Consider the following 24,847-nt stretch of genomic DNA (forward strand, 5'->3'; position numbering starts at 1 on the left):
GAGATCCCATGAACCACGCTACCCAATTGCGTCTGGCCCTGGTGGCCCCCAGCGGCTCCGGGAAGAGCACGACCGCTCAGTTGCTGCGTGAGCATTTCGAAGAGGCCGGGCTGTCGGTAGAGGTCATCAAGCTGGCCCAGCCACTGTATGAGTTGCAAGGCATGTTTTACGAACAGGCCGGGGTGGAGCTGGCAAGCGGCAGTCAGAACCAGCGCCTGCTGGAGTGCATCGCGCGCGAACTAAGGGTTCTGGACGGTCAGTCGCTGGTCAAGAACTTCGCACGGCGGTTGATGCAGTCCCGCGCGCAGGTTGTCATCAACGACGACCTGCGCGATGACACCGTCGACTGGCCGTATCTGTATGAGCAAGGCTTTCAGGTGATCAAGGTGCTGGCAGATTCATCCTTGAGGCAATTGCGTCTAGGCCTGCGCGGCGACATCAGTGTGGTGGAAAACAGCGCGCTTGATCTACAGATGCGCCGGATCGACGCGGATTACGTACTGCCCAACAGCGGTTCGCTGGCGCAACTGAAGCAGCGTGTTGCAGTGGTGGGCCGATGGGCAATGCTCGGTGTTCAGCGCCGGATAGCTTCATGAAAGGCGCTGATCCGTTGATCTGGCTGTTGATCGACGGGCTGTCGTGGGAGCTGGTCAACCGTTATCGGACAAGAAAACCTGAACAGCCCTCTGCGCGCTGGCCGTGTTACCCGCTGTTGCCGTTGTCGCCCAATTGTCAGACCCCGCCATCGTTGCTGTCGATTTTCAGCGGCACACAGGTCAGCGAGCACGGTTTGACCGGCTATCTCGTCCCCGCGCCGACAGCTCGTAACTGTCTGGCCGTGGCGGATGCCTTTCAGGCCTGGCCGCGCGATATCGACATGGTCTGGGACGAATGGGCTCGCCAAGGCATCACCTTTCGCCTGTGCGCGGTGCCCTTTGTCCAGCCGGACAGGCTGGGCAGCGCATTGCTCGGGCAAAGCTGTGTGTATGAGGGCTTTTCCGTACCTCCCGAGTTGATCGAAAACGGCGGGCACCTGCGCATCGAGAGGCTGGGCATGGCTGCCAGGGTCAGCTCGCGCGGTGACGGTGCAATGCTCGACTGGCCAGCTGAGGATGGCCGTGCACCCTGCTGGTTACCGCTGGGCAGTACGGTGCACTTGCCGCTGCCGGAGAAAGGGCCTGGCAACGTTTGCAAGGCAATTGCGCTGCGTGCCGTATGTGTCGAAAACCGGATAAGTGTGGTCAGTTTCGGCTACCAAGAGGTTCAGGCGCTGGATTTGCAGAGCGACAAAAGCAAGGCTTATGTGGCCAGGGACCTGACCGTGCTGTATCGCAGCGGGCAACTGGGCAAGCGGCTGGATGAAGGCGGGCAGGGCACAGCGGAGTGGCTGTTGCTGGAACTGATGCGGGAGATGCATGAAAGCTTTTGCAGTGACATTGTCGGCGCAGTCCGTGCGGGTGATGCACAGCGAGTCATCGGTTATTACCCGGTGGTCGATCTGCTTTCGCATCATTTGCTCAAATACCTTACGCCAGACTGGGCCAGTGAGCGCATGCGCGAGGTCGGGCAACAGTTGTTCGATGAAGTATCGGGTTGGGTCGACGAGCTGATTCAACGCTGCATGGATGCGGCGGGTGGCGAGGTACGCTGCGTCGCTCATTCGGATCACGGCATGGCCCCGGTCCATCACGACCTATACCCCAATGCATTTTTCGAGCGTCAGGGCTGGCTGGTCTATGACTCGGCGGGCGTGCCGGATATGCATAAAAGCGCGGCAGTCTTTCATCCGGCAGACAACGGTCTGCTGCTGTTCAATGAGGCGCGGCTCGCGATGTCGGGGCATGACCCTCGTTCAGTCACCGAAGCCTGGCGGCAAAGCCTTGCGCAGCCTTTTCAACATGAATGGACGATGTTCGAGTGTCCGGGCGAGCAGCGTTTCCCCGAAGGCTGGACGGGCTCCTGCTATTGGCAGGCTCCAAGAGGGGCCCGGCTGATTGCGGCACGTTCAGAGCACTGTGTCCGCCTTAGCCGTAAAGGTGGCGACCACACGGTGTGTGCCTCTGACCCGTGGTTGCGTGGCGTGGTGCTGGATGCCAGCAGCACGCCATTGCCACGTCCTGCCAACCCTGAACTGACATTGCCCGAGATTCGCCAATGGCTGACTGCCAAATTGTGAAACCTGCCCCGATCATTTCAGCCACAGGGAGCTTATCCATGAATTTTGACAGCCTGCTGTTGGACATCGACGGTACACTCATGCTCAAGGGACAGCCTTTACCCGGTGCAGCCGAGGCACTGAGTTTCGCCAGGGCTCAGGGGCTGCGCCTGCAACTGCTGACCAACACCACGGCAAAGATGCCGGAGGCCCTGGCGCAAGAGCTGTGTCAGGCCGGAATCGAGGTGGTCCCCGACGAAATTCAGACTGCCACAACGGCCTGTGTGGGCTATTTGCAGCAGCATGCGCAACTCAAGTGCCATCTGCTGGTGCCCGACTCGATCAGAGCGGCCTTCAACGGCATTCTTACAGACGATACAAACCCTGACGTGGTGGTCATCAGCGATATTGGCGAGGCATTCGATTACGCAACGCTGAATCGCTGCTTCCGCATGCTGCGGGGCGGCGCTCGGCTTATTGCGTTGCAAAAAAACCTGTTCTGGTTCGATCGTGATGGGGAGCGTCTCGATTGCGGCGCCTTCATCGTCGGTCTTGAGGCCGCAGCGCAGGTGCAGGCGTTGGTCATGGGCAAGCCGTCACCGATGTTTTTCGAGGCTGCCCTGCGCAAACTCGATACCTGCGCCAGCCGCACCCTGGTGGTGGGTGATGATGTTTTGACCGACTGCGCCGGGGCAAAAGCCGTTGGTGCCAGCAGCCTGCTGGTGCGTACCGGGAAATATGATCTCGCACTTTTTGATGCCCATAGGCACAACGTGGATGCGGTGATTGACGGCATTGCAGATTTTCCGCGCTGGTGGGCGTCCGGCAATACCGCAGATCGTCATGACCAACGTTAAGTAACCGGATTACAAGGACGAATCATCAATGCAGACAGCATGTGCCAAAAAGTCGAAAGAACGCCCGGAAAACATATCGGAGCGGATTTACGCTCGCATCAAAGAAGACATTTCCGAATTTCGTCTATTACCCGGCGAACGATTTACTGAAGGTGAGGTGGCCGAACGCGTTCAGGCCAGTCGTACACCGGTCAGACAGGCATTGTTCCGGCTGGAGCAGGAAGGGTATGTGGAGGTTTATTACCGCAGCGGCTGGCAAGTACGTCCCTTTGATCCCCGACATTTCGAAGAGTTGTATGACGTGCGTGTGGTGCTTGAACTGGAGGCGCTTGCCAGGCTGGGCTTGATGGACCTGAGCGTCGAGCCGCTGATCGATGAACTCACACGCACCTGGCTGGTGCCGAAACACGAGCGATTGAGGGACACCGATATCCTGGCCAGATTGGGCGAGCGGTTTCATTGTGCGTTGGTAGAGGCGGTGGGTAACCGGGAAATGGCGAGGCTGCATTACGAGATTACCGAGAAGACCCGGACTATCCGCCGTCTTGAGTTCAGCGCCTCAAGAGTCGATGCAACGTACGAAGAGCATGGCAGCATTCTTCAGGCCCTCTTGCAACATCAACCTCAACAGGCTCAGCAGTTGCTGGAAGCGCATGTCGAACTCAACAAGGAGGAAGCGCGCAGAGCCACCCAGCATGTTTTACGGCGCGCGCGGCATTACGCCGAGAAAAGCCGCGAGCCCGCCAGGCTGCGCGTGCAAACACAATGAGCGATGGCTGCGGGGCTGCGCGTTTCGGTCGTTTGATGAATCACCGGTAGCGCAATGCCTCCAGCACCTGAATCAGGCGTCCGGCTTCGATATGCACGGCGACAAGGTCATGCGGGATGTAACTCAGGCCGAAGCCATCGAGTGCAGCATCCAGCAGTGGATAGACCCCGTTGAACGTGAACTGACCGGTGACACGCACGTTCATGCTCTCGCCATCCTTGGCGAACTCCCAGGCGTACAGCCCGCCATTGGTGGGCAGCCGCAGATTGTTGCAACGACGGGCTGTCAGGTCTCTGGGCGTCTCGGGTTTGGTGCGGTTCTCGAAGTAGACCGCAGAGCCAACTACCGAAAGACGAATCCGCGTGTGCAGATTCGCTGCGTGATGTCCGGATCACCTTACAGGGCTGTCATTTGGTCAACAATGGGGTGTTATCGGGATAGGCTCATGAGCTCAGCTCATGAGTAAACATTGAAGAAGACGCTCGTACAATGAGGTATCAGTATTTTTGCCTGAGCCTCGACCACATCAACGACGCAAGCGAGCGGGATGCCATGAGCTGTTCCTCGGCTCGAACTGCAGAGGGCAAGGCATGCCAGGGTATGCTGGCGGTTCGGTGATGCTGCAAGTGCAGGTTGATATGGTAGGGCCAGATGAAAAACCGCCCCAGCCAGCCGACGCGCCAGGCGTATGTCCATTCTTCCCAGCCAGGTGTGACGCCGGGGCCGCCGCTATGCTCGGCCATGCTGCGAATCTTCTGCAGCAGGGTGCCGACCGTAATCAAGGGCAGGAACCACAGCATCGCTATCAAACCGAACGTTTGCGCCGAGCATTGCCAGATGAGGGCGGCGACAATCATCAGCCAGACCAGCGCTGCCGCAGTCAACGGGCGGGTCATCGCTGGCGGCGCGCCTCCTGCGGCCTTGTAGGCGGCAATATTGCGCAGCGTATTGATCAGCAGCAAGTCTCCTAACAGTTGTCTGGCCAGCAGCTTCGTGGTTAACGGCCGGAAATGCCAAGGCTGGCGGTCATAGAGAAAGCGTCGTTCCGGGTCCTGTTCGGTACCCGCGTGCTGGTGATGGTCCAGGTGCAGGGGGCGGTAGAATTCGATCGGCACCAGGCCTGGAACACCGATAGCCAGATTGATCAGAAAGTCGTTGATACTGCGCTGTCGAGTCAGGTGGTAGTGGGTTGCATCGTGATACAGCACGAACAACGCGTGCTGTCTTGCCGCCACGACGAGCACAGCCAGCAGATAAAAGCGCCAGTCTGCCAGGTAAATCGCGACACGAATCGTGACCAGTATGCACAGCCATTCGAGCAGCAGTGCCGATAGGGTGCGCATGTCCACCGCACAGCGACTGAGGACCAGAGTCGTAATGCCGCATGCCAGACCGATCACCAGGCCAGAGACCATGTCGGTGAAGACATGCTGCCCGGTGGTCATCACCGTCAGCATCAGTACCGCGCTCCAGAGGGCAAATACCCAGGCCGATCGCAGCCGCAAACCGCCCATGACGACGCTGATTGCAACGGGCAACGCTACATGCCCGCTGGGTGAGGCCGCCAGTGGCGCATCGAGCCGGTACAGCCAGTCGAGCCACGCAGACCCGGTTTCAGGACGCAGGATCATGGTCGGCCAGAACAGGTGGCTGATCAGGCACAGCCCGGCGGCCAGGGCGCCAGCGAAAAAAACCGGCAGCAGCCATGAGGACTTACGGCCCATGTACACAAGCACTGGCATCACCAGCGTATAGCTGAGATACAGCGGCAGCGTGAACGGCAGCAAGGGCATATGAAGGTCGACGATGCCTGGCTCGACGAGTCTTACAGCGCCCATTGGAACGTGTGTCACCAGAAAGTACAGCAGGCCGGTGACCAGCAGGTAGACCAACAGCCAGGTAACGGGGCGATCAGTGCTGGACGTGGCGCAGTGATGAGGATGCATGGATGCGAAGCCTGGTTCATTCAGTACGTGCACAAGCGAACACCCGGACAGGCCAGGCTGTGCGCAGCGATGATTTCAGAAGAAACGGGACATTGTGCGGAGAGACTGATTGCCCTCGGCGGCCCGGCAATTCAGAATCTGGTCATTGTGTTTCCATACATCGAAGGCCTCCATGAGTTTGTGCGCGACCGCCGTTGGGCGCCCCGATTTACGATCAGATGATATCGATCGGATGTTCGAGATTTATTCTGCCTGCTATCAGGATACCTGCCGGGCTCGATTCGAGCAGGACCTTGACGACAAGACGCATTGCGTCGTTCTGCGTGACACCCATGACACGATTATGGGGTTCACAACGCTGAAACTGTTTGAAATGAGCTGGGACAATCAGCCCTGCAAATTCGTTTTTTCCGGGGACACTATCATCACCCCTGAACACTGGGGCAGCCAGCAACTGGCCTTCGCCTGGTCAAGACTGGTGGGCGACCTGTGGCGTCAGGCTCCCGATGTTCCCCTGTACTGGTTTCTGATCTGCAAGGGGCACAGAACCTATCGCTATCTGCGGGCAATGGTACTGGATTACGCACCGCGTGCGGGTCATTCGACAGCGCCTCGTGTCCAGGCCTTGATGAATCACCTGGCACATACGCGTTTTGGCGATGCCTACGACCCGGCAACCGGTGTGCTGTCATTCAAGACACCGCAGGGGCGCCTTAGCGCGGAGCTTGCACTGATCTCGGAAAATCACGCGAAGCTGCCGGAAGTCGAGTACTTTCTGCAAAAAAACCCTGGTTACGCCGAGGGCGACGAACTGGTCTGCCTGTGTCGTCTCACCCCCGAAAACCTGCGGCCGCTGGCTCGACGGCTGTTTATGACCGAGCAGTATTCGGCGTGCTGATTCGTCAGGCCGGTGCGGCGGACAATTCGCAACTTCTCGACTTTCAACGGCGACACACGATGCGCGGGAGCATGCCGCTGCGTTTTGATCGCAGCCCGGATTACTTCGCCCTGCATCGCTGTCATGCCGACGATCAGCGCACCTGGATAGCCGAAAGCCCGGACGGTGAACTGCGCGGCGCGGCGAGCCTGGTGGTGCGTGATGGCTACCTGCACAGTGGTGTCGAGCCGGTCGCATATCTGGGCGATCTGCGACTGACGCCGGATCGCAGACTGTCCGGGTCATGGATGGCCGAGGTAGAGGCGCGTCTCGCGGATCTTTCCCGTGAAACAGGCGTGCAGCATGCCTATTGCTGCATCATCCGTAACAACGCCCTGGCGACCCGGTCGCTGCTGCGAGGGCGACGAGCAAACCCGCTGAAACTCGCACACTGGCGTGGCTACAGTAACGTCTCGGTGTACGGCCAGCGTGGCTTGAGTAGCGTTCCCCGCACGAGCGCCAAGGTGAGGGTGGTACGCGCAGCCCCCCGGTATCTGGATGCGCTGAGGGCGTTTCTCGATAGCGAGTCATCCCGACAATCGTTCGGCTGTGTGTTCAGCGAGGCGGAATTTGAGCGCAGGCTGAGTCAGTGGCCGGATTTCGGCATTGACTCGTTTCTGCTGGCTGTCGATGACCGCGACAACCTGCTCGGCTGCGTCGCGCCCTGGGATGCAGGGAAGATAAAACGCATCGTCGTCGAACAGATGCCCTTGACGCAGCAGTTACTGCGGCTTGGCTACAATGCGCTCGCACCTCTGGCAGGCCGACCGGGTATCGCTGCGCCGGGCCAGGCACTGCGGGATATCTACCTGACCCACCTGCAGGTTCGCCATCGTGACCCCGAGGTGTTTTGCGCACTGCTGGATGTTGCCTGGAAGCAGGTCCGCAACGACTATTCGCTGATGCAATTATGCCTATACGACCAGGACCCGCTGTGGAAGGCAATGCATCGTTATCACGCCTTTTCCTTGCCGATGGACCTTTACACGGCACCCTGCGGCAGCCACGCAGCCGACTTTAAAGAGGCTTGTGCGGCGAGTATCCCTGGCTTCGAAATCTATCTGGTGTAGAGCCTTCTGGCGCACGTGTCTGGTGCAGGACGTCCAGCAATGTTCGCCAGAATCTTGCCGGGTCAAAGCCTGCGCCGCCCAGTATTGGCTGACCATGATCCAGATCCGGCAGGCAGATCTGCGGTACGCCTGGCAACGACAGGTTTTCCATATAGAACTGACCGTCATGCGCATGCCCGGGACGCAACGCATTCAGGCGCTGATGGTGAGTATCGAAGTGTGAGCGGCGCGCAGCGGACCAACTGACGACATGCAGGCAGTGCAGCGTGTCGGGCAGGGCGCGGAGCATTTTGGCAACCTGTGGGTCGCGGCTGCTGCTGATGTCCCGGGTGCCAGCAGCCAGCGGAGCGCTGTTGATCATCGCCTGACGGAACCTGTCCATTCGGTAACCTCTGCCAGCGCCGGCGGCACCGTGGCCCAGCAGCGCATCAATGATCGGCGATGGTCCTGCGGGAGGTTGCACCAGAACGACGCCGTCACAGGCGTCGAGCAGGTTCTTGTTCTGTGACAGCGCTGCCAGCGTATCCAGACCACCCTTGCTATGAGCCAGCACCACAAAACGCTGGCCTGGCTTGAGTCGGCTGCCGAGTAGGGTCGCAATGTGCCTGCCTTGCTCAATCACACCGCGCGAAGAGCGCACCGGCATGCGCAGGACATCGTGCCCCGCAGAGGTGAGGGACCGGGCACAGGCGCGATTGCAGTAGAGGATGAACTCCGAGTAAAGACCTGCAACCAGCACGACCAGGGTGTCTTTTGGCAGGACGGGCAAGGGCGCTTGCCAGCGCTGCAGGAACAGATCGGTCCAGTCCAGCTCCGCAGGATGACGCACGAACGCTGTAGCCGGGAAATGCCCTTGCCATTCCTCGAAGCCCTCGGGTTTCCAGATCGTCCTCATACGAGCCGATCCCGGAAGCTGCCTTCAGCGCTGTTCATCAAGCGCCTGGCGAGCGTTGTCGAGTAGCTCGCGTGTGTCGATTCGGTCAGGATGGAAGCCAGGCACGAACCAGAACAGCCCGGCAGGCACGATTCGCGAAAGCAGGCCCGGATTGACGAACAACCACCACTGCAGGCGCAGCCATTCGCGCCAGTTGCGGTGTTGCCGGTCCCCGCGCACGAGGTGATAGGTGAAGTAAGTAAGGTCGAAAGTGAAGTACACCGAAAGGCTCGTCATCGCTACCCAGCGAAGCAGGTAACGCCGCAGCGGGTTAGGTTCCACCTTGCACAGCACGTCATAGGCCACTGCCTTGTGCTCGATCTCTTCCATTGCGTGCCAGCGCCACAGGCGGGCCATCGTCGGGTCGGCGCCCGCCATGAATGCCGGATTTCGCAGAATCTGCTCGGACAGTATTGCTGTGATGTGTTCAAGGCTGGCCGTCAGTGCCAGACGAAAGCTGGCCGGTAATCGCTCGCTTTCCTTTCTGCGCCGCAACAGCATGCGTTCCAGCTTTTCGACCGGTGCGCCCTGTGCGCCCAGAAGCAGGTTATAGGCACGGTGCTCGCGGATGTGCGACGCTTCCTGATAGACGAAATCGTCGACGGCCTTTTCCAGAGCGCTGCCTTTGTCGAGCTTGTGGCGAAAGTGCACCACACTCTCGATGAAGATTTTTTCCCCTTGGGGAAACATGAACGACAGACAATCGAAAAAGCGCGTGGTGTGCGTCCGGCCGTCATGCCAGCAGCGGGGGATACTGGCATCGAAGGTGAAGCGTATTGATCGGTGCGCGATTACCTGCGGGGAAAGCATGGCCGCCGAGCGTCTGGACAGAATTCGTTTGAAGAGCGACATGGGGCTCGGCTTAGCGTGATGTCAAGGTGCACAGTGTGCCAGACTCCGGCAGGCTTGAAACTGCCGAATAACCATACTGACGTTCCGGCAGGTATACTTCGGGGCTTTCGAATGTGGTCATTCAGGCGCAGATATATATGGATATTTCCCCGGCACGCCGCTTCGACAAGGCCAACCTGGCTGTACTGGCGCTTCAGACGCTGTTCTGGGGCGCTACGCTCACCTGGCTGTCCCACACCGGTGCGGGTTCATGGAAATGGCTGGTCCTGATTCCGTTCTGTCTGGTCATGCAGGGTGTGTTCTCGATGATGCACGAGGCGTTTCACAGCCTTGCGCACAGCGAAAAAACCATCAATTACCTGATGATGTGGTGGGCTTCGACCCTGTTCGGGGCGTCCGCGACGCTGATCCACATCAATCACCTCGGGCACCACTCACGGAACCGCACACGTGCCGAACTGGCCGATTTTGCGATGCCGGATGAATCGCTGCTGCGTAAGCGGTTGGAATACTATTTTGCGGTGCTCGGCGGTATCTGGCTGGCGGCATTCGTCGGCAGCCTGCTGCTGCCCTTGCTGCCTCCACGTATAGCAGATCGATGGTCGCAGAGCGGTGAGGTCAATACTTACGCCGCGGCGTTCAAGGATTTCTCGATCAGCGACTTTCGGCGCATCCGCAAGGAAGTCATCACCGGTATTATCGTCTGGCTGACGTGTGCCTATCTGTTTGGCTGGTCCTGGGAAGTGGTTCTGATTGCCTATATCGCATTCGGTTTTTCCTGGTCATCGCTGCAATGGGTCTATCACATGCGCACCCCGATAGATGTCGTCGAAGGTGCCTACAACATGCGCGCGCCACGCTTGGTCCGCTGGGCATTCCTCAACTTCAACTACAACCTGACTCACCACCGCCACTCACAGATGCATTGGCAGCTCATGCATGCGGCATCCAGTCTCAAGGAAACCCGCCCTCTATGGTTCGGCTGGCTGCAGGTGTTCATGCCTCCGCAGCGACTGCCCGATGACCTGACTCAGCTCGACAAGACCTACTTTTGATGCAGGCGGGTGAAGAGGTGAAAAGGGCCTTGTGGTGCTCGTTCATGGACAGTGCTCACGCCACGCTCGATCACTGGCAAAGTCTGTTCGAGCAGCCCGAGCAATCTCAGCAGCGTTTATTGATGCTTATGCTGTCGGCCAACCGTGACTGCGCCTTCGGCCAAGCCCATGATTTTGCCGGAATCCGCGATGCCGAAGAGTTTCGCAAGCGGGTACCGATTCATACCTATGCCCAACTGCAGCCCTGGATCGAGCGTGCGCAGCAGGAACAAGGGCCGATACTGACCGCCAGTCCGCCGTTGTTCTTCGAGCGCAGCAGTGGCAATAGTGCACTGCAGAAACACATCCCTTATACGCAGGAGTTCCTTGGCCAATTACAGGGTTCGTTGACGGTATGGCTGGCGGATATGTACCGCCAGGTCCCGGAAATCAGCCAGGGCAGCGGGTACTGGTCCATGTCGCCGCCCTTGCAGCAGCCTGCAACGACGGCCAACGGCATACCGATCGGCAGTGTCAGCGATCTGCAATATCTGCAAGGCAGTGCAATCGCCGGGCTGGCCGGCACATTGCTGATTCCTGAACTGGCCAGCGACGTGGCGCACTGGCGCAGGCAGACGCTGCTCGCTCTGATTGCAGATGCCGGGTTGAGCTTTATCAGCGTGTGGAGCCCAACGTTTCTTACCAGCCTGCTACAACCGTTGCTCGACACTGAAATGCTCGAAAGTCGGCAGGTAGTTGCCTGGCTCGAAGAAAGGTTGCCGGTACCCCGCCGGAAAGCCTTGCGCCACGCACTTGCTCATGGGGTATTCACCGAGTTGTGGCCACGCCTGGCTGCGGTAAGTTGCTGGATGGACGGGCCAAGCCGCGTGTACGCCCAGCAACTGGCTGTGCGTTTTCCTCAGGCGCGCTGGTTAGCCAAAGGATTGTTCGCGACCGAAGGCGTGGTCAGCCTCCCGTTCGGGGAAGGGGCTGGCTGCCCGTTGGCGATAGGCTGTCATTATCTGGAATTCATCGGGGACGACGGGGTGCCGAAAGAGGCTCACTCCCTGCGCATGGGGGAAACCGCGCAAGTGCTGTTGACTACCGGTGCAGGTCTTTACCGGTATGCACTGGGTGACCGGGTGCGCGTAGTCGGTAAACTCGCCGGAACGCCGCGTGTGGAGTTTGTCGGGCGCTGCGCAAGTACCTGTGACCTGGTGGGCGAGAAGCTCGATGAGCAAGTGGTCGAGCGAGCCCTTGCGCAATGCATGGACGCAGCCGACAGCGCATGCCTGATACCCGACTCCAGCAGCACACTGCCGCATTATGTGGTGCTGTTGTGCACCTCAACGACGACGCTGGCAAGCATTGGCCGCGCTGCGTTGGCCAACGATATTGAAATGGCCCTGCAGCGTTCCTTTCACTATGCACATGCGCGCACGCTGGGTCAGTTGGGGCCGGTACGCATGCGTTTTGTCTGTGGCGGGGCGCAAAAACTCGCAGAATTGCTGCAGCGCGCTGCAGAGTCGACGGGCATTCGTGCAGGCGACGTCAAGCCGCGTGCATTGATCAGCCGTCTGGACACGGCTGAGGCGCTTCTTGCAATCACGGAAGGATCTTAATGCACACAACGTTGAGCAGTGAAACCGATACCCATGGCGACGGCACACGTGAGCAGTGGTATGTGGCGTGCACGCAAAAACAGCTGCGCAAAGGCAAGCCATACCGGGCCACGATACTCGGCCTGAATATCGTTCTGTTTCGCCGCCGCGATGGGCAGCCCGCTGCGCTGCTGGACCAATGTGTGCACCGTGGCACAAGGCTGTCAGCCGGCAAAATCAAGGATGATTGTCTGGTATGCCCGTATCACGGCTGGCGCTATGACGCGAACGGTCAAGTGGTACATATTCCCAGTGTAGACGCCAGGCAGGGCGCAGCGAAGTCGCCTGACTATCGCTACCGGCAGCGCCGTTTTGCCGTCTGCGAGCAGGACGGCCTGGTCTGGGTTTACACCGGCACGCGCGATGCTCGCGAAACACCGATATTTCGGCTGCCTGCCTATGGCGAGCGGCCATGGCAATCCTATTTCATGATCAACACCTTCGACGCCGATGTCGGCAGTCTGGTGCAGAACTTTCTGGACGTGCCGCACACGGTGTTCGTTCACGAGGGTATTTTTCGCTCCAGCAGCGGTCGAGCCATGGAAGCGACGCTCTCCTGTAAGGCTCAGAGCATTGAGGTTGTCTATCACGACGAAGTCGACGAGATCGGGATGATGCAATGGCTGACCAACCCGGACGCCGAGCCGCTTGTGCATACGGATCGTTTTCTCGCGCCTAATGTGACGTTTTGTGATTACCTCTGGGGGGCACGCTCAGGCTTTCTGATCGTGAGTCAGATCACGCCAGTCCATGATCGCCAATCGCGCGTTTACACCTACATTGCCTACCGTTTTCCAATTCCGGCCTGGGTGCTGCGGATATTGCGTCCTTTCATTCATCTGTACACGCACATCGTGATTCAACAGGACGTCAGAATCATTCGGGCGCATCGCGAAGGGCTCGACAACGCGGCTGGTTTCAAGCCGTGCAATGTGCCTGCCGATGCAATCCACGTCGGCGTCGAGCAACTGCTTGCTGCGGTCCGGCGCGGCGAGGCGCTGCCGCAAGCACAGCGCCGCGAGCGGCGGATTCGATTCGAGCTTTGATAGTGCGGTGTTTTAACGGTCTTTCAGCCTCGGCTGCACTGAATCCGCCAATTGCGTCAGGATCAGGCAGCACGACACCGCGCCGGCATCCAGCACGCCAAGCGATCGTTCGCCCAGGCGACTCGCTCGGCCTATCTTCGCTACCAGATCACGGGTTGAATCGCGCCCTTGTGATGCGGCGCTTTTCATCGCATCAAGCGCGGCGCTGAATGATTCACCCCGGGCGTGGGCCTGCTCGAAGGTTTCGACGGCCGGAATCAGCGTATCCATCAGGCATTTATCGCCGACGCCGGCTTCGGTGATGTCCTGCAGTGAAGTGAGGCCGCCACGCAGCAGTTTGGCGAAGGCCGCGGCATCGATCTCCTCGCAGCCGCGTACCTGATCGGCCATGCCGATAAACAGGCTGCCATACAGCGGGCCCATGGATCCGCCGATGCCTTCCATCAGGCTCAGGGTCAGCTCATCCAGCGCCTCGGCGAGGCTCAACTGGCGGCCTTCGATGATACGACCGCAGTGGGCGAAGCCCTTGGCCATATTGATGCCATGGTCGCCGTCACCGATCGCGCCATCTACTTCGCTGAGGTATTCGCGGTTGGCGACGATCACGCTCACCAGGTCGGCAACGATGGCAGTGCCATGTTGGGTAGAGAATTGCTCGCTCATGGTTCACTCCGCCTGGGTCATGCCGATGGAACGGCAAGGGTGGTCGATCAGGGTTTTCAGTTCGGCGTCCAGGCCAAGCAGCGTCAGGGTTACCCCCATCATCTCCAGCGACGTGAAGTAATTGCCCACGTAGCAACGATGGATTTTCAAGCCCCGAGCCTTGAGCAGACGCTCGACTTCGGCGTAGAACACGTAGAGTTCCATTACCGGTGTTGCTCCGAGGCCTGAAACCAGCACGACTACGCTGTCGTCCACGCTGAAATCCCGGTCGGCCAGAATCGGCGCGAGCATGCGTTCTGCCATGGCCGCCGCAGACTCGATGTCGATGACTTCGATACCCGGTTCGCCATGGTGACCGATGCCCAGCTCCATTTTGCCGTCGGGGATCTGAAAGTTGGGTTTGCCGACCGCCGCGATGGTGCAGGGCGTCAGGCCGATACCGATGGATCGGCATTGATCCACGGCCTTTTGCGCGACACGGATCACGCCGTCCAGATCGTAACCGTGTGCGGCGGCAGCGCCACCGACCTTCCACATGAAAATTTCCCCGGCCACGCCACGACGCTTGGCGATATCGGCTTTCGGCGCCGAGGCCACATCGTCGTTGGCCACCACGGTGCGCACTTGCAGGTCTTTGCTGGCGGCCATTTTCATCGCCAGCTTCACGTTCATATTGTCGCCCGCGTAGTTGCCGTACAGGCAGGCGATGCCTGCACCGTGATCGGCCGCGCGAAAGGCGTCGAAAAAGCTCTTGGCAGTAGGCGAGGAAAAAATCTCGCCGACCGCTACCGCATCTACCAGCCCTGGACCGACATAGCCGAGAAAGGCCGGTTCATGACCCGAGCCGCCGCCGGTAACGATACCGACGCGCCCTTGCTCCGAAGGCCGGGTTTTGCTGATGACCCGTGGATTACTGTCACTCTGCGTCAGTTCGGGGTGCGCGACCAGAATGCCGCGCAGCATGTCCTCGACCACCTGGTCCGGATCGTTTATCACTCGGTTCATAACGCGATTTCCTGTGTTCTTTTTATAAGGATCGGGTGGGTCAAGGTTGCAGAACGACCTTCAATGATTTGTCGCCACGCTCCATGACCGCGAACGCCTCCTTGAACTCCGCCAGGGGGAATTTGTGCGTGACAACATCGCGCATGTCGATCTTGCGATTGCCGATAAAGTCGATGGCACGCGGGTACATGTAAGGCCCCAGATGGGAGCCGAGTACGTCCAGTTCCTTGCGGTCGCCAATGATCGACCAGTCCACCGTGGCCTCGTCGTTGAACACGCTGAACTCCACAAAACGCCCGAGTTTGCGCAGCATTGCCAGGCCCTGATTGACCGCCTTGTGATGCCCTGTGGCTTCTATATAGATGTCGCAGCCGTAGCCGCCGGTTATCTCACGGATCTTCGCCAGTACATCGACCTCGGCCGGGTTCCACACCTCGTCAGCGCCCATGCGCAAGGCGAGGGCGGCGCGCTCGGGTTTCATGTCCAGCACAATGAGTTTTTTCGGGTTGCGCATACGCACTGCGCCAATGATCCCGAGGCCCAGCGTGCCCGCACCGGCGACCACCACGATGTCGTCGAAATCGACATTGGCTCGTTCTGCCGCGTGCAACGAGCAGGCCAGCGGTTCGATCAGGATCGCTTCGTCCGGGGCAATCGAATCCGGCACTTTATGGATGATGCCTTCTTTGGTGAAGATCATGTACTGGGCCATCGCGCCCTGCACGTTGTTCTGAAAACCGTACAGGTCGTGTTTCTGACACATCCAGTATTGCCCGTGGTTGCAGAAGCGGCAGCCCCAGCACGGGACGATCTGCTCGGAAATCACCCGGTCGCCGATCTGCACGCCACGCTTTTCTGCGCCTGGGCCGAGCGCGACCACCCGGCAGACAAATTCATGGCCCGGAATCATCGGTGGTTTGACGTAACGGGGCTGCTCGGCATCGCCCCAGAATGACGGAGCGCCGCGGTAGGTCTTGATGTCGCCCATGCAAATCCCGCACAGCTCTACCTTGGTGAGGATTTCGTCGGGGCCTGGCGTCGGCACATCGACGGTCTCCAGCCGGTAGTCTTCCGGGCCATAGCAAACCACCGCCTGCATGGTGGACGGAATCACGGGAGAGAGTTGTTCGGCAGTGCGTTCAATGACGGTGGACATGACGATAAACCTCGCAACAGAAAAGTGAATTACTGGATGCTGTAGCCGCCGTCGATCACCACGTTTTCGCCGGTGATCATGCTGGCGGCATCGCTGAGCAGGTACAGGGCCAGCCCGGCTATCTCCTCCGGCTGAGCGAAGCGGCCTGCCGGGATCTGCGATTTGGCCCGCTCTCCGAGTTCGCCCGCCCAGGCTTTTTTGCCCAGCGCGGTCTCGACGATGGTGGGTGAGATGGCGTTGACGTTGATGTGCGGTGCCCACTCCATGGCCAGTACTTTGCTCATGCCGACCACGGCAGCCTTGCTTGCGCAGTAGGCGACATGCCGGTCCAGGCCGATTACGGCAGCCTGCGAAGCGAGGTTGACGATGCGCCCGCTGCCTTGGGTGAGCATGTGCCGGGCGCAGGCCTGCGCCACGAAGAAACTGGCCTTCAGATTGATATCCAGAGTGGTGTCCCAAGCCTCTTCGCTGACATCGACAGCCTTGTCCAGCACGGCAACACCAGCGCTGTTGACCAGATAGTCGATGCGCTTGAAGTGCTCAAAGACGGTGTCGATGGTGCTATTGACCTGATCGATCCTGCGCAGATCGACCGTGATGCCGATGTTCCCGCTGCCAAGGCTGGCAGCCACGTCGACCACTGTAAGGTCGCGGTCCAGAAGTGCGACCCGAGCGCCTCGCTCGACCAGCAGGCGGGCACAGGCAAGACCAATCCCTGCGGCCCCGCCGGTGATGACCGCGCAACGGCCATTGAGATCGAAGGCCTTGTTCCAGAATTCAGACATGAAAATGACTCCTTTAGCGCTGTTTTTTGAAGACTCAAACACGTCAGCTTTTGATTCTGGCCGAAGGCCGTGGGAGCGAACCGGGCGACGCTTCGCTCCCACGCCCTTCGGGCAGAAGCGGGAATCTCAGACCGGTTACTTGCCGCCGCTGACCTGTTGATACAGCGCATCGGCGTTGGCGTCGGTGACCGGTACCCAGGGCAGGATGTAGTTCTTGTCCGTGCCGTCGCCCCATTTGACGTCCTTGGCGTAGCGCTGCCAGATCACCGACTGTGGCTTGTAGTCTTTCCCGGCCAGGGTGCGAAGCGCGACATCGAGGGCACCCTGGGACTGGGCCTGGGCGTCTTGCAGGAAGGTCGTGATTTCGTTTTTCTTCGCCGCCTGGATGGCGTCAGGCATGCCGTCGATGGAGGTGATCGGCACATCGGCAGGCTTCAGATTGCGGGATTTCACCGCTTGCAGGGCGCCGAGAGCCATGTCGTCGTTTTGCGAAATGATCCCGGAAATGCCGCCGTTCTGATGCGCGTTGAGCCAGTCTTCAGTCAGGGTCTGGGCTTCGGCCCGGGACCAGTTGGCGGTTTTCTTCTCAATGATCTTGATGTCCGGGTGTTTGCTCAGGACTTCCAGCTCGCCTTTTTCACGATCAATCTGGGCTGACTGGCCAATTGGCCCCTGAATGATCACCACGTTGCCTTTGCCTTTAAGCTTGTCGACCATGGCCTGCGCCTGGAGGCGACCGCCCTCGACATCGTCGTTGCCGACGTAGGGCACTTTGTTGCCGGCAACCCGGGTGTTGGAAGCGATCACCGGAATGTCGTTCTCCATCGCTCTTGCCACGGTGCCGACACCTGCCTTGGTGTCGATGGGCACAAAAATGATCGCATCGTAGTGCTGGGTGATCATGGTTTCGATCTGGTTGTTCTGGGTCAGTGCGTCGTAGTTGCCGTCGAACACGGTGATCTTCACGGTGCCGTCCTTGACCGCCGGATGCTCCTTGAGCTCACGTACCCAGTTCTGCATGAACTGGCCCTTGAGGCCGTATACCGCCGCGCCGATTTTGTAGGTTTTGCCATCGGCGGCCAGGGTGATGCTGCTGGCGAGCAGGGAGAGCGCCGCAACAGCGGCCAGGGATGTACCGAATTTCATGATGAGAACCTCGTTATTGTTGTAGTCAGTCGTTCATACAGAGGAAAAGGCCTAGCGTTTTTTCTTGCGCCACACGTCAATCAACACCGCAAACACGATGATCAGGCCCTTGGCGACCTGCTGGTAATAGGACGACACGCCGAGCAGGTTCAGGCCGTTGTTGATCACCCCGATCAGCAATGCGCCGAACAGTGTGCCGACGATGCTGCCGGTGCCTCCCGACAGGCTGGTGCCGCCGATGACCACCGCGGCGATGGCGTCCAGCTCATAAGACATACCGGCCTGGGGCAGGGCGGAGGTGGTTCTGGCGGACAACACCACGCCAGCCAGTCCCGCCAGTAGCCCGGAAACCACGTACACCGAAAACATCACCTTGCGCACACCGATCCCGGAGGTGCGTGCGCTCTTTTCGTTGCCGCCGACGGCGTACACATAGCGGCCATAAGTGGTGTAGCGCAGGACCATCCAGAAAATCAGCGCGACCACGGCAAAGATGATGATGGGCACGCCAATCGGGCCGACCCTGCCGATGCCCAGCGCCAGATACTCTTCGGGCAGGTCCGTCACCGGGCTGCCATCATTGAGGATGAAGGTCATGCCACGGGCGATACTGAGCATGCCCAGGGTGGCCACAAACGGCGGGATTGAAAGGTTGGCGACCATGAAGCCGTTGACCACGCCGAGCATGGCCCCGGCGAACATACCTGCGCTGACCGCAGCCAGAAGGCCGTAACCCTGTGTCGCCACCAGCGCGCTGCATAACCCGGCGAACGCCAGAATAGAGCCGACGGAAAGGTCGATGCCCTTGGTCAGGATGACGTAGGTCATGCCGACCGCGAGAATGCCGTTGATCGACGTCTGGCGCAGAATGTCCATCCAGTTGCGCCAGGTCATGAAATATTCGCTGGCAAAGGCCATCACCAGGCACAGCAGAATGAACACTAGCGGCAGGCCAAAGCGATCAACGGACAAGCGCAGGCGGCTGCGTGGCGCAGTGGTGGCAGGGGCGACAATGGTTTTGGCATTCATGAGGCAAGACTCAGCAGGACTTCCTGGGAAAGATCGGCATCGCTGCTGATAGTCACCAGCCTGCCACCCTTGAACACAGCGATTCGATCACTCAGGCGCAACAGTTCCGGTGCTTCCGACGAAACTACGATGGCGGCCCCGCCAGCGCGTACGAACTGATCCAGCAGGTGATAGATTTCCTGTTTGGCGCCCTCGTCAATGCCTCGGGTCGGCTCGTCGCAGAGCAGGCAGACCGGCTCGGTCGAAAGGCATTTGGCGAGAACCACTTTCTGCTGGTTGCCGCCGCTCATCGACGCAACGGGCAGATCCAGTGATGCGGTCTTGATCTGCAGGCGCCTGACCATTTCTTCGGCCAGCTTGTGCTCTTTGCGCGCATCGATCAGCGACCAGTTCGACAGCTGTCTATAAGCCGACAAGGCGATGTTGGAAAGGATGCTGCCACTGAGCACCAGGCCGCTGTCCTTGCGGTCTTCGGTGACCAGTGAAACGCCTGCGCGGATGGTTGCCTTGGGCAGACCGATCGGCATGGGTTTGCCTTGCAGGGTGACACTGCCCGAGTCGGGCGTGGTCAGGCCGTACAGGCAGTTGAGAAACTCGCTGCGACCCGACCCCATCAGCCCGTAGATGCCGAGAATTTCACCGTGACGCACGTGCAGGCTGATGTCTTCGAATTCGCCGTTGCGGCTCAGGCTTTCGACATTCAGGCAGCACTCGGCGACGCATTCACGACCGGCCCTGTGGTCGATGCGCTGCAACTCCTGGCCCACGATACCGCGCACCAGGTGTGTCCGGTCGATATCAGCCATGCGTCCGCTTTCGACGAAAGCGCCATCGCGAAAGATGCTGTAGTCGTCGGCAATCTGCGCCAGCTCGCTGAGGCGGTGAGAGACATAGATGATGCCTGCGCCTCGAGCAGCCAGACGGCGGATGGCCTTGAACAGGGTTTGCGCCTCGCGCTCGCCAATCGCCGAGGTGGGCTCGTCCATGATCATCACTTCACAGTCGTGACTGAATGCCTTGGCTATCTCCACCAGTTGTATCTGCGCCACACTCAGCAAGTGCATGGGGCTGGTGGCGTCGACATCGAACTCCAGCTCTTCCAGCAGCTCGCGGGTGCGCCGATTCAACTCCTTGCTGTCAACGATGCACCCGGCCCTGCGCGGTTCGCGGCCCAGCCAGATGTTCTCGGCGACGGTCATGAAGGGGATCGGCTCCAGTTCCTGGGTGATCATTGCGATTCCGGCTGCGAGAGCGTCGCCAGGACGGCTGAACTGAACCGGTTCACCATTGAGCAGGATGGTCCCGGCATCGCGCTGGGTGATGCCCATCAGAATACTCAGGAAGGTGGACTTGCCCGCGCCATTGCCGCCACACAGGGCATGCACGCTTCCGGCTCGCAATGACAGACGCCCATCGCGCAGGGCGGGGATACCGGCGTAAGCCTTGGTGACATTTTCAGCCTGGAGCAGTAATGGCGTAGCCATTGGCGTGTCCTCGTGCTGTGAATTCTTATTAGGTGCACTGATGCGTTGCTCAGTGAGCATATGTGTATCAAATGAAATTCTGATCAGTCAATCTCTTTCATATAAAAGTTTTAAAGCGTCGATTTCTGGCTTCGCTCATCGCAAATGAGAGCTTCTGATCAGTGTTCATGCAAAAAAGCCGCTTGACAGTGCGTCGTTAATGCCTGAGAAATGACTGATCGGAATTTCACCGATTGAACATTTGGTCAGACAATAAGAACTCGACAGCGGAGCCTGATGCCATGAACACACCTTTCCCGGTGGCTATCGGATGTGATGAAGCGGGTTATGAACTCAAGGAATTGTTGAAGCGCCATATCGAGTCACTGGGTTATCCGGTGACTGACTTCGGCACTCATTCCACTGCGCCGGTGCTCTATCCGGACATCGCTCTGGCGGTCGCCACGGCGATCAATGCCGGCCAGCAGCGGCTTGGCGTGCTGGTCTGTGGTACTGGAATAGGCATGGCCATCTCCGCCAACAAGGTCCTTGGCATTCGTGCAGCTCAGGCCCACGACACCTACTCGGCAGAGCGGGCACGCAAGAGCAACGATGCGCAAATTCTTTCCGTCGGTGCACGAGTGATCGGTGCGGAACTGGCGAAAAGCATCGTCAAATCGTTTCTGGAGTCAGAGTTCGAGGCGGCTCGCTCCGGCGCCAAGGTCGAGCGTATTAACGCGATAGAGCGCGACGGGCATCAATAGAGAGTGGACGGCACAGGGCGGGAGTAGGGAGAATGCGCCTTTGACGTCGAAACGGAAGCTTGTCCACATGAGTGACAGTACCCAGCGCATGGCCAGCGACATCGATCTGATGACTGAAGTCGCGATGCTCTATTACCTTGAGAACGTCACTCAGGAAGCCATCGCCAAGCGCTTTGACCTGTCGCGCGCAAAAGTCAGCCGACTGCTCAAGCGCGCACGCGATGAAGGTATTGTCGAAGTGCGCGTGCTGCAGCACCCGGCAATGAACAACGAGCTGGAGCTGGCGCTGGTAGAGCGCTTTCAGCTCGACAGGGCGCTGATAGCAGTCGACCACAGCGACCCCGACACCCAACGTTCGGCGGTCGCCAGCCTGGTTGCCAACTACCTGAACAAAACCCTGAGCGATGGAATGATCGTTGCCGTGGGCATGGGCCGCAACGTCGGCGCAGTGGCGGATAACGTGTTTTTGCCGGTCACGCGCAACTGCACATTTGTCTGCGCCATTGGCGGTTCGCTCAAGGCTGGCGAATACATGAACCCCGATCATATCTGCCGCCGTCTGGCGCTGCGCTTCGGTGGCGAAAGTGAAAGCCTGTACGCGCCTGCCCTGGTGGCCAACCCCGAGCTGCGCAGCATTCTGATCAGCAATGACACTGTGCGCTCCACACTGGACCGTGCCCGCCGCGCAGACATGGCGCTGATTGGCATCGGTGACATGAGCGAAAACAGCAACATGGTGCGTATGGGCTGGTTTTCTCCGCAGGAGATTGCCCAAGCCAGATTGTCCGGTACCGTGGGCGATATGATGGGCTATGATTTCATCGATATTCACGGCCAGCCGGCAGTCAACGCCATTCAGGGCAGGGTTATCGGCCTGACCGTGCAAGAGCTGTTTCGTATCCCGGATGTAGTGGCCATCGCCAGCGAAAACACCAAAGCAGCGGCCACGCTGGGTGCATTGCGCTCAGGTGTGATCAATACCCTGGCGACCACTGTCACTAACGCCCATACCATCCTTGCGCTGGATGACGCGACGCGCAAAAACTGAACCGACACGCAGGATGGCGTGGCGTCGAAAACCTTTGCAGCGCAAGGTCATAACAAGAAAGGACAAGGACGATGATTCTGAAAGTGACAGGTATCGTAATCGCGATACTGAGTTTTATTCTGCTGTTCATGGGGGCGCAACTGGTCGCTGCCGGGGGCTCTCCTGCCTACTCGATCATTGCTCTGGTCTTGCTGGCCACGGCAACCCTGATCTTTCTGAAAAAGAAGTCGGCGCTGACCCTGTACGCATTGCTTATGTGGGGGATTCTGATCTGGATCATCTACGAAGTCGGCTTTGACAAATGGCAATGGATCCCCCGCGGTGATCTGTTTGCGCTGATCGGCCTCTGGCTGGCGCTGCCCTGGGTGGTGCGGCCGCTTTATCAGGCAGGTTCGAGCTTCGATAACCGTCGTTTTCATCCCTTTCTCGGCAGTACGCTGGGGGTGATGCTGGTGATCGTGGTTGCGCTCATGTTTCATGACCCGTACCCGCTTCAAGGGCAGATCAGTAATGCAACGCCCACCCGTAGCGCCGAGTCGGCAGGCAAGGACTGGGCGGCTTATGGCGGGACCACTGCCGGTCAGCGTTTTTCCAGCCTTGATCAGATCACCCCGAAGAATGTCGGCAAGCTGTCGGTCGCCTGGGAGTACCACACCGGCGACCTGCGTGACGCAGGCAAGGATGCGGGCGAGTACACCTTTGAAGCGACGCCGCTGAAGATCAACGACCGGGTGTATGTATGTACCCCGCATAACGAAGTGCACGCGTTGAACCCGCAGACCGGGGAACTGGCCTGGAAATACACGCCCGAGAAAAAACGCTCCTACTTGCAGCAGCATCAGACCTGTCGGGGCGTCAGCTATTATTCCGCTGCATCCAGCCCTGATGGCCAGGTGCCACAGCCCGCTCAATGCGCAAAACGCATCATCACCGCCACCGCGGATGCCAGGCTGGTCTCGCTTGATGCAGACACCGGTAAATTGTGCGGCGATTTCGGCAACGGTGGCGTGATCGACTTGAGCGTCAACATGGGCGAGATTCGTCCACACGCGCTGATGCAGACCTCTGCGCCACTGATTGCAGGCGAGTTGATCGTGATTGGCAGTTCGGTGATGGATAACGGCTACGACGACGGCAACCCGTCCGGCGTCATCCGCGCCTATAACGTCATGACTGGCCAGCTGGTGTGGAACTTCGACCCGCAAAACCCCGACACTACCCAGCCGATAGCGGCCGACCAGAACTATCCGCAGGACACACCTGTTGCCTGGGCAACCCTGAGCGCCGATGTTGAAAACGGTCTCGTGTACGTTCCCTTCGGCAATGCCTCGCCCGACGAAACCGGCACGCGGCGTGACCCCGCCAGCAATACCGAGCAGTTTCGCGATGCGCTGGTGGCGCTGGACTTGAAAACAGGTGCGCTGCGCTGGAAGTTTCAGTCGTCGAACAATGACCTGTGGGATCGCGACAACCCTTCACAGCCGTCGCTGCTTGCTGTGGGAAAAGAAGGCAACAGGCAGCCTGCGTTGCTGTTGCCGACCAAAGTCGGGAATATCTTCGTGCTCAACCGCCTGACCGGCGAGCCGATAGTGCCTGTTGACCAGGTCAGCGTTCGCACCGAAGGCGGGGTTGCGGGCGAGCGCTTCGCGGCGACCCAGCCGGTCTCAAGGCTTAACTTCATCCCTCCGGCGTTGACCGAGAAGTCCATGTGGGGCATTACGCCTTTCGATCAGATGGCCTGTCGGATTACCTACAACTCACTTCGTTATGACGGCAATCCCTGGACACCTGCGACAGAGGCGGGGTCGCTGATCTATCCCGGCAACATCGGTGTGTTCAACTGGGGCTCGGTGGCGGTTGATCCTGACCGCCAATTGCTTATTGCAGCACCGGTACGCCTTGCTTATATCTACAACCTGATAAAGCGACCCGATCAGGACGCGCAAAAGCGTTTGTTCACTCAGGAAGGCAAGCCGTACTGGAACGAAAACTTCAACGGTGACTACGCCATCCGCATCTCAAGGTTCGCCTCCAGCCTTGGCATTCCCTGCACCGCGCCACCATGGGGAACCCTGGCAGGGGTTGACCTGGCCACCGGCAAAACCGAATGGACACGCCGGGTCGGCACCACCAAAAATCTCAAGACCAGCTTCATGCAGGAGCGTTTTCCAGTCGGTTTTCCGATGGGCATGGTCGCCCATGGTGGTCCGCTGGTTACCGCAGGTGGTCTGGTATTCCATGGGGCGACAGCGGATAACTTCTTTCGCGCTTACGATGTGAATAACGGAGACGTGCTCTGGGAGCATGAATTGCCGGCTGGAGGGCAAGCGACGCCTTCGACCTATACCGGCAGTGATGGCAAACAGTACGTGATCATCGCGGCTGGCGGCCACGGATCGCTTGGTACGACACTGGGTGACAGTGTGATTGCGTTTCGGCTTGATTGAGATCGGGTCAGGGCAGGGGAAAGGGCCGGAAAAGGCCCTTTTCAGCATCCGTATGATGCCTGCGCATTGCGTCAGGCAGT

At 59.3% G+C, this 24,847-nt stretch carries 22 protein-coding genes and 1 pseudogene; 12 read left to right on the forward strand and 11 right to left on the reverse strand.

All coding sequences use genetic code 11. The features are described 5' to 3' along the window. Positions 1-8: 8 nt before the first annotated feature. The 4 genes from RYB66_RS07100 to RYB66_RS07115 are packed head-to-tail and all read left to right on the forward strand — an operon-like array spanning position 9 to position 3,781. Entirely contained in the window at positions 9-596 is a 588-nt protein-coding gene (locus tag RYB66_RS07100) for a hypothetical protein (RefSeq protein WP_005743679.1), read from the forward strand. Further along, on the forward strand, positions 593-2,176 hold the full coding sequence (locus tag RYB66_RS07105) for an alkaline phosphatase family protein (protein WP_316894118.1): 1,584 nt from the start codon (positions 593-595) through the stop codon (positions 2,174-2,176). Before RYB66_RS07100 ends, RYB66_RS07105 begins: the two co-directional genes overlap by 4 nt. A gap of 38 nt (positions 2,177-2,214) precedes the next feature. Further along, complete coding sequence (locus RYB66_RS07110; protein WP_316894120.1) at positions 2,215-3,012, forward strand: TIGR01458 family HAD-type hydrolase; 798 nt, start codon at positions 2,215-2,217, stop codon at positions 3,010-3,012. Between the two features lie 28 nt (positions 3,013-3,040). Further along, a complete protein-coding gene (locus RYB66_RS07115) occupies positions 3,041-3,781 on the forward strand; it encodes a GntR family transcriptional regulator (protein WP_005732092.1) in 741 nt (246 codons plus the stop codon). A gap of 58 nt (positions 3,782-3,839) precedes the next feature. On the opposite strand, the pseudogene RYB66_RS07120 reads toward RYB66_RS07115, so the two are convergent. Then, positions 3,840-4,136 (reverse strand): annotated as a pseudogene (locus tag RYB66_RS07120) (LysR substrate-binding domain-containing protein); the annotation flags it as partial. 142 nt (positions 4,137-4,278) lie between these two features. After that, positions 4,279-5,727 (reverse strand): fatty acid desaturase, encoded by a 1,449-nt coding sequence (locus tag RYB66_RS07125; RefSeq protein WP_039847620.1) that lies wholly within the window; start codon positions 5,725-5,727, stop codon positions 4,279-4,281. A 232-nt stretch (positions 5,728-5,959) separates the two neighbouring features. On the opposite strand from RYB66_RS07125, the gene RYB66_RS07130 reads away from it, so the two are divergent. Further along, positions 5,960-6,625, forward strand: a complete 666-nt coding sequence (locus RYB66_RS07130) for a hypothetical protein (protein WP_005777433.1) — start codon at positions 5,960-5,962, stop codon at positions 6,623-6,625. Next, on the forward strand, positions 6,619-7,734 hold the full coding sequence (locus RYB66_RS07135; protein ID WP_316894124.1) for a hypothetical protein: 1,116 nt from the start codon (positions 6,619-6,621) through the stop codon (positions 7,732-7,734). Before RYB66_RS07130 ends, RYB66_RS07135 begins: the two co-directional genes overlap by 7 nt. On the opposite strand, the gene RYB66_RS07140 is transcribed toward RYB66_RS07135, so the two are convergent. Both RYB66_RS07140 and RYB66_RS07145 read right to left on the reverse strand, forming a co-directional pair. Beyond that, positions 7,682-8,629, reverse strand: a complete 948-nt coding sequence (locus RYB66_RS07140; RefSeq protein ID WP_005777429.1) for a hypothetical protein — start codon at positions 8,627-8,629, stop codon at positions 7,682-7,684. The two genes, RYB66_RS07135 and RYB66_RS07140, sit on opposite strands and share 53 nt — an antisense overlap. Positions 8,630-8,653: 24 nt before the next feature. Continuing rightward, a complete protein-coding gene (locus RYB66_RS07145; RefSeq protein WP_005777427.1) occupies positions 8,654-9,520 on the reverse strand; it encodes a metal-dependent hydrolase in 867 nt (288 codons plus the stop codon). 137 nt (positions 9,521-9,657) lie between these two features. On the opposite strand from RYB66_RS07145, the gene RYB66_RS07150 reads away from it, so the two are divergent. The 3 genes from RYB66_RS07150 to RYB66_RS07160 are packed head-to-tail and all read left to right on the forward strand — an operon-like array spanning position 9,658 to position 13,261. After that, entirely contained in the window at positions 9,658-10,575 is a 918-nt protein-coding gene (locus RYB66_RS07150; protein ID WP_010202464.1) for a fatty acid desaturase, read from the forward strand. Further along, the gene (locus RYB66_RS07155) at positions 10,575-12,176 is read left to right on the forward strand and encodes a GH3 auxin-responsive promoter family protein (protein ID WP_005777423.1); all 1,602 of its coding nucleotides are present in this window, start codon (positions 10,575-10,577) and stop codon (positions 12,174-12,176) included. The genes RYB66_RS07150 and RYB66_RS07155 overlap by 1 nt, the downstream gene beginning before the upstream one ends. Beyond that, complete coding sequence (locus RYB66_RS07160) at positions 12,176-13,261, forward strand: aromatic ring-hydroxylating oxygenase subunit alpha (RefSeq protein ID WP_005777421.1); 1,086 nt, start codon at positions 12,176-12,178, stop codon at positions 13,259-13,261. The genes RYB66_RS07155 and RYB66_RS07160 overlap by 1 nt, the downstream gene beginning before the upstream one ends. A 12-nt stretch (positions 13,262-13,273) precedes the next feature. On the opposite strand, the gene dhaL is transcribed toward RYB66_RS07160, so the two are convergent. The 7 genes from dhaL to RYB66_RS07195 all read right to left on the reverse strand — a co-directional run bounded on the left by dhaL (position 13,274) and on the right by RYB66_RS07195 (position 20,529). After that, a complete protein-coding gene (dhaL, locus tag RYB66_RS07165; protein ID WP_316894129.1) occupies positions 13,274-13,924 on the reverse strand; it encodes a dihydroxyacetone kinase subunit DhaL in 651 nt (216 codons plus the stop codon). A 3-nt stretch (positions 13,925-13,927) separates the two neighbouring features. Next, positions 13,928-14,929, reverse strand: coding sequence for a dihydroxyacetone kinase subunit DhaK (locus RYB66_RS07170; protein ID WP_016981314.1), 1,002 nt, complete (start codon positions 14,927-14,929; stop codon positions 13,928-13,930). Positions 14,930-14,969: 40 nt separating this feature from the next. Then, the gene (locus RYB66_RS07175) at positions 14,970-16,085 is read right to left on the reverse strand and encodes an erythritol/L-threitol dehydrogenase (protein ID WP_005777414.1); all 1,116 of its coding nucleotides are present in this window, start codon (positions 16,083-16,085) and stop codon (positions 14,970-14,972) included. Between the two features lie 29 nt (positions 16,086-16,114). Next, positions 16,115-16,870: an SDR family oxidoreductase gene (locus RYB66_RS07180; RefSeq protein WP_057404724.1), complete on the reverse strand. Its 756-nt coding sequence runs from the start codon at positions 16,868-16,870 to the stop codon at positions 16,115-16,117. 135 nt (positions 16,871-17,005) lie between these two features. Further along, positions 17,006-18,016 carry a substrate-binding domain-containing protein gene (locus RYB66_RS07185; protein WP_057404725.1) on the reverse strand — a complete coding sequence of 337 codons (1,011 nt, stop codon included), beginning with the start codon at positions 18,014-18,016 and terminating at the stop codon, positions 17,006-17,008. A 51-nt stretch (positions 18,017-18,067) separates the two neighbouring features. Beyond that, positions 18,068-19,045, reverse strand: coding sequence for an ABC transporter permease (locus tag RYB66_RS07190; protein ID WP_005743693.1), 978 nt, complete (start codon positions 19,043-19,045; stop codon positions 18,068-18,070). After that, positions 19,042-20,529 carry a sugar ABC transporter ATP-binding protein gene (locus tag RYB66_RS07195; protein ID WP_057404726.1) on the reverse strand — a complete coding sequence of 496 codons (1,488 nt, stop codon included), beginning with the start codon at positions 20,527-20,529 and terminating at the stop codon, positions 19,042-19,044. Before RYB66_RS07195 ends, RYB66_RS07190 begins: the two co-directional genes overlap by 4 nt. A gap of 281 nt (positions 20,530-20,810) precedes the next feature. On the opposite strand from RYB66_RS07195, the gene rpiB reads away from it, so the two are divergent. The 3 genes from rpiB to RYB66_RS07210 all read left to right on the forward strand — a co-directional run bounded on the left by rpiB (position 20,811) and on the right by RYB66_RS07210 (position 24,767). After that, positions 20,811-21,272, forward strand: a complete 462-nt coding sequence (rpiB, locus tag RYB66_RS07200; RefSeq protein ID WP_004667607.1) for a ribose 5-phosphate isomerase B — start codon at positions 20,811-20,813, stop codon at positions 21,270-21,272. 67 nt (positions 21,273-21,339) lie between these two features. Further along, positions 21,340-22,320, forward strand: a complete 981-nt coding sequence (locus RYB66_RS07205; protein WP_004662175.1) for a sugar-binding transcriptional regulator — start codon at positions 21,340-21,342, stop codon at positions 22,318-22,320. 71 nt (positions 22,321-22,391) lie between these two features. Further along, entirely contained in the window at positions 22,392-24,767 is a 2,376-nt protein-coding gene (locus tag RYB66_RS07210; RefSeq protein ID WP_057404727.1) for a glucose/quinate/shikimate family membrane-bound PQQ-dependent dehydrogenase, read from the forward strand. Positions 24,768-24,847: the final 80 nt, after the last annotated feature.

Source organism: Pseudomonas syringae group sp. 243L2 (genome assembly GCF_032587875.1).
Taxonomy (GTDB): domain Bacteria; phylum Pseudomonadota; class Gammaproteobacteria; order Pseudomonadales; family Pseudomonadaceae; genus Aquipseudomonas; species Aquipseudomonas amygdali.

Coding starts and splice junctions, on each gene's coding strand:
- RYB66_RS07185 (WP_057404725.1), bottom strand. CDS start 18,016: ATGAAATTCGGTACATCCCTGGCCGCTGTTGCGGCGCTCTCCCTGCTC.
- RYB66_RS07105 (WP_316894118.1), top strand. CDS start 593: ATGAAAGGCGCTGATCCGTTGATCTGGCTGTTGATCGACGGGCTGTCG.
- RYB66_RS07110 (WP_316894120.1), top strand. CDS start 2,215: ATGAATTTTGACAGCCTGCTGTTGGACATCGACGGTACACTCATGCTC.
- RYB66_RS07140 (WP_005777429.1), bottom strand. CDS start 8,629: ATGAGGACGATCTGGAAACCCGAGGGCTTCGAGGAATGGCAAGGGCAT.
- RYB66_RS07125 (WP_039847620.1), bottom strand. CDS start 5,727: ATGCATCCTCATCACTGCGCCACGTCCAGCACTGATCGCCCCGTTACC.
- RYB66_RS07130 (WP_005777433.1), top strand. CDS start 5,960: ATGTTCGAGATTTATTCTGCCTGCTATCAGGATACCTGCCGGGCTCGA.
- RYB66_RS07195 (WP_057404726.1), bottom strand. CDS start 20,529: ATGGCTACGCCATTACTGCTCCAGGCTGAAAATGTCACCAAGGCTTAC.
- RYB66_RS07150 (WP_010202464.1), top strand. CDS start 9,658: ATGGATATTTCCCCGGCACGCCGCTTCGACAAGGCCAACCTGGCTGTA.
- dhaL (WP_316894129.1), bottom strand. CDS start 13,924: ATGAGCGAGCAATTCTCTACCCAACATGGCACTGCCATCGTTGCCGAC.
- RYB66_RS07100 (WP_005743679.1), top strand. CDS start 9: ATGAACCACGCTACCCAATTGCGTCTGGCCCTGGTGGCCCCCAGCGGC.
- RYB66_RS07115 (WP_005732092.1), top strand. CDS start 3,041: ATGCAGACAGCATGTGCCAAAAAGTCGAAAGAACGCCCGGAAAACATA.
- RYB66_RS07170 (WP_016981314.1), bottom strand. CDS start 14,929: ATGAACCGAGTGATAAACGATCCGGACCAGGTGGTCGAGGACATGCTG.
- rpiB (WP_004667607.1), top strand. CDS start 20,811: ATGAACACACCTTTCCCGGTGGCTATCGGATGTGATGAAGCGGGTTAT.
- RYB66_RS07190 (WP_005743693.1), bottom strand. CDS start 19,045: ATGAATGCCAAAACCATTGTCGCCCCTGCCACCACTGCGCCACGCAGC.
- RYB66_RS07155 (WP_005777423.1), top strand. CDS start 10,575: ATGCAGGCGGGTGAAGAGGTGAAAAGGGCCTTGTGGTGCTCGTTCATG.
- RYB66_RS07145 (WP_005777427.1), bottom strand. CDS start 9,520: ATGTCGCTCTTCAAACGAATTCTGTCCAGACGCTCGGCGGCCATGCTT.
- RYB66_RS07160 (WP_005777421.1), top strand. CDS start 12,176: ATGCACACAACGTTGAGCAGTGAAACCGATACCCATGGCGACGGCACA.
- RYB66_RS07210 (WP_057404727.1), top strand. CDS start 22,392: ATGATTCTGAAAGTGACAGGTATCGTAATCGCGATACTGAGTTTTATT.
- RYB66_RS07175 (WP_005777414.1), bottom strand. CDS start 16,085: ATGTCCACCGTCATTGAACGCACTGCCGAACAACTCTCTCCCGTGATT.
- RYB66_RS07180 (WP_057404724.1), bottom strand. CDS start 16,870: ATGTCTGAATTCTGGAACAAGGCCTTCGATCTCAATGGCCGTTGCGCG.
- RYB66_RS07205 (WP_004662175.1), top strand. CDS start 21,340: ATGAGTGACAGTACCCAGCGCATGGCCAGCGACATCGATCTGATGACT.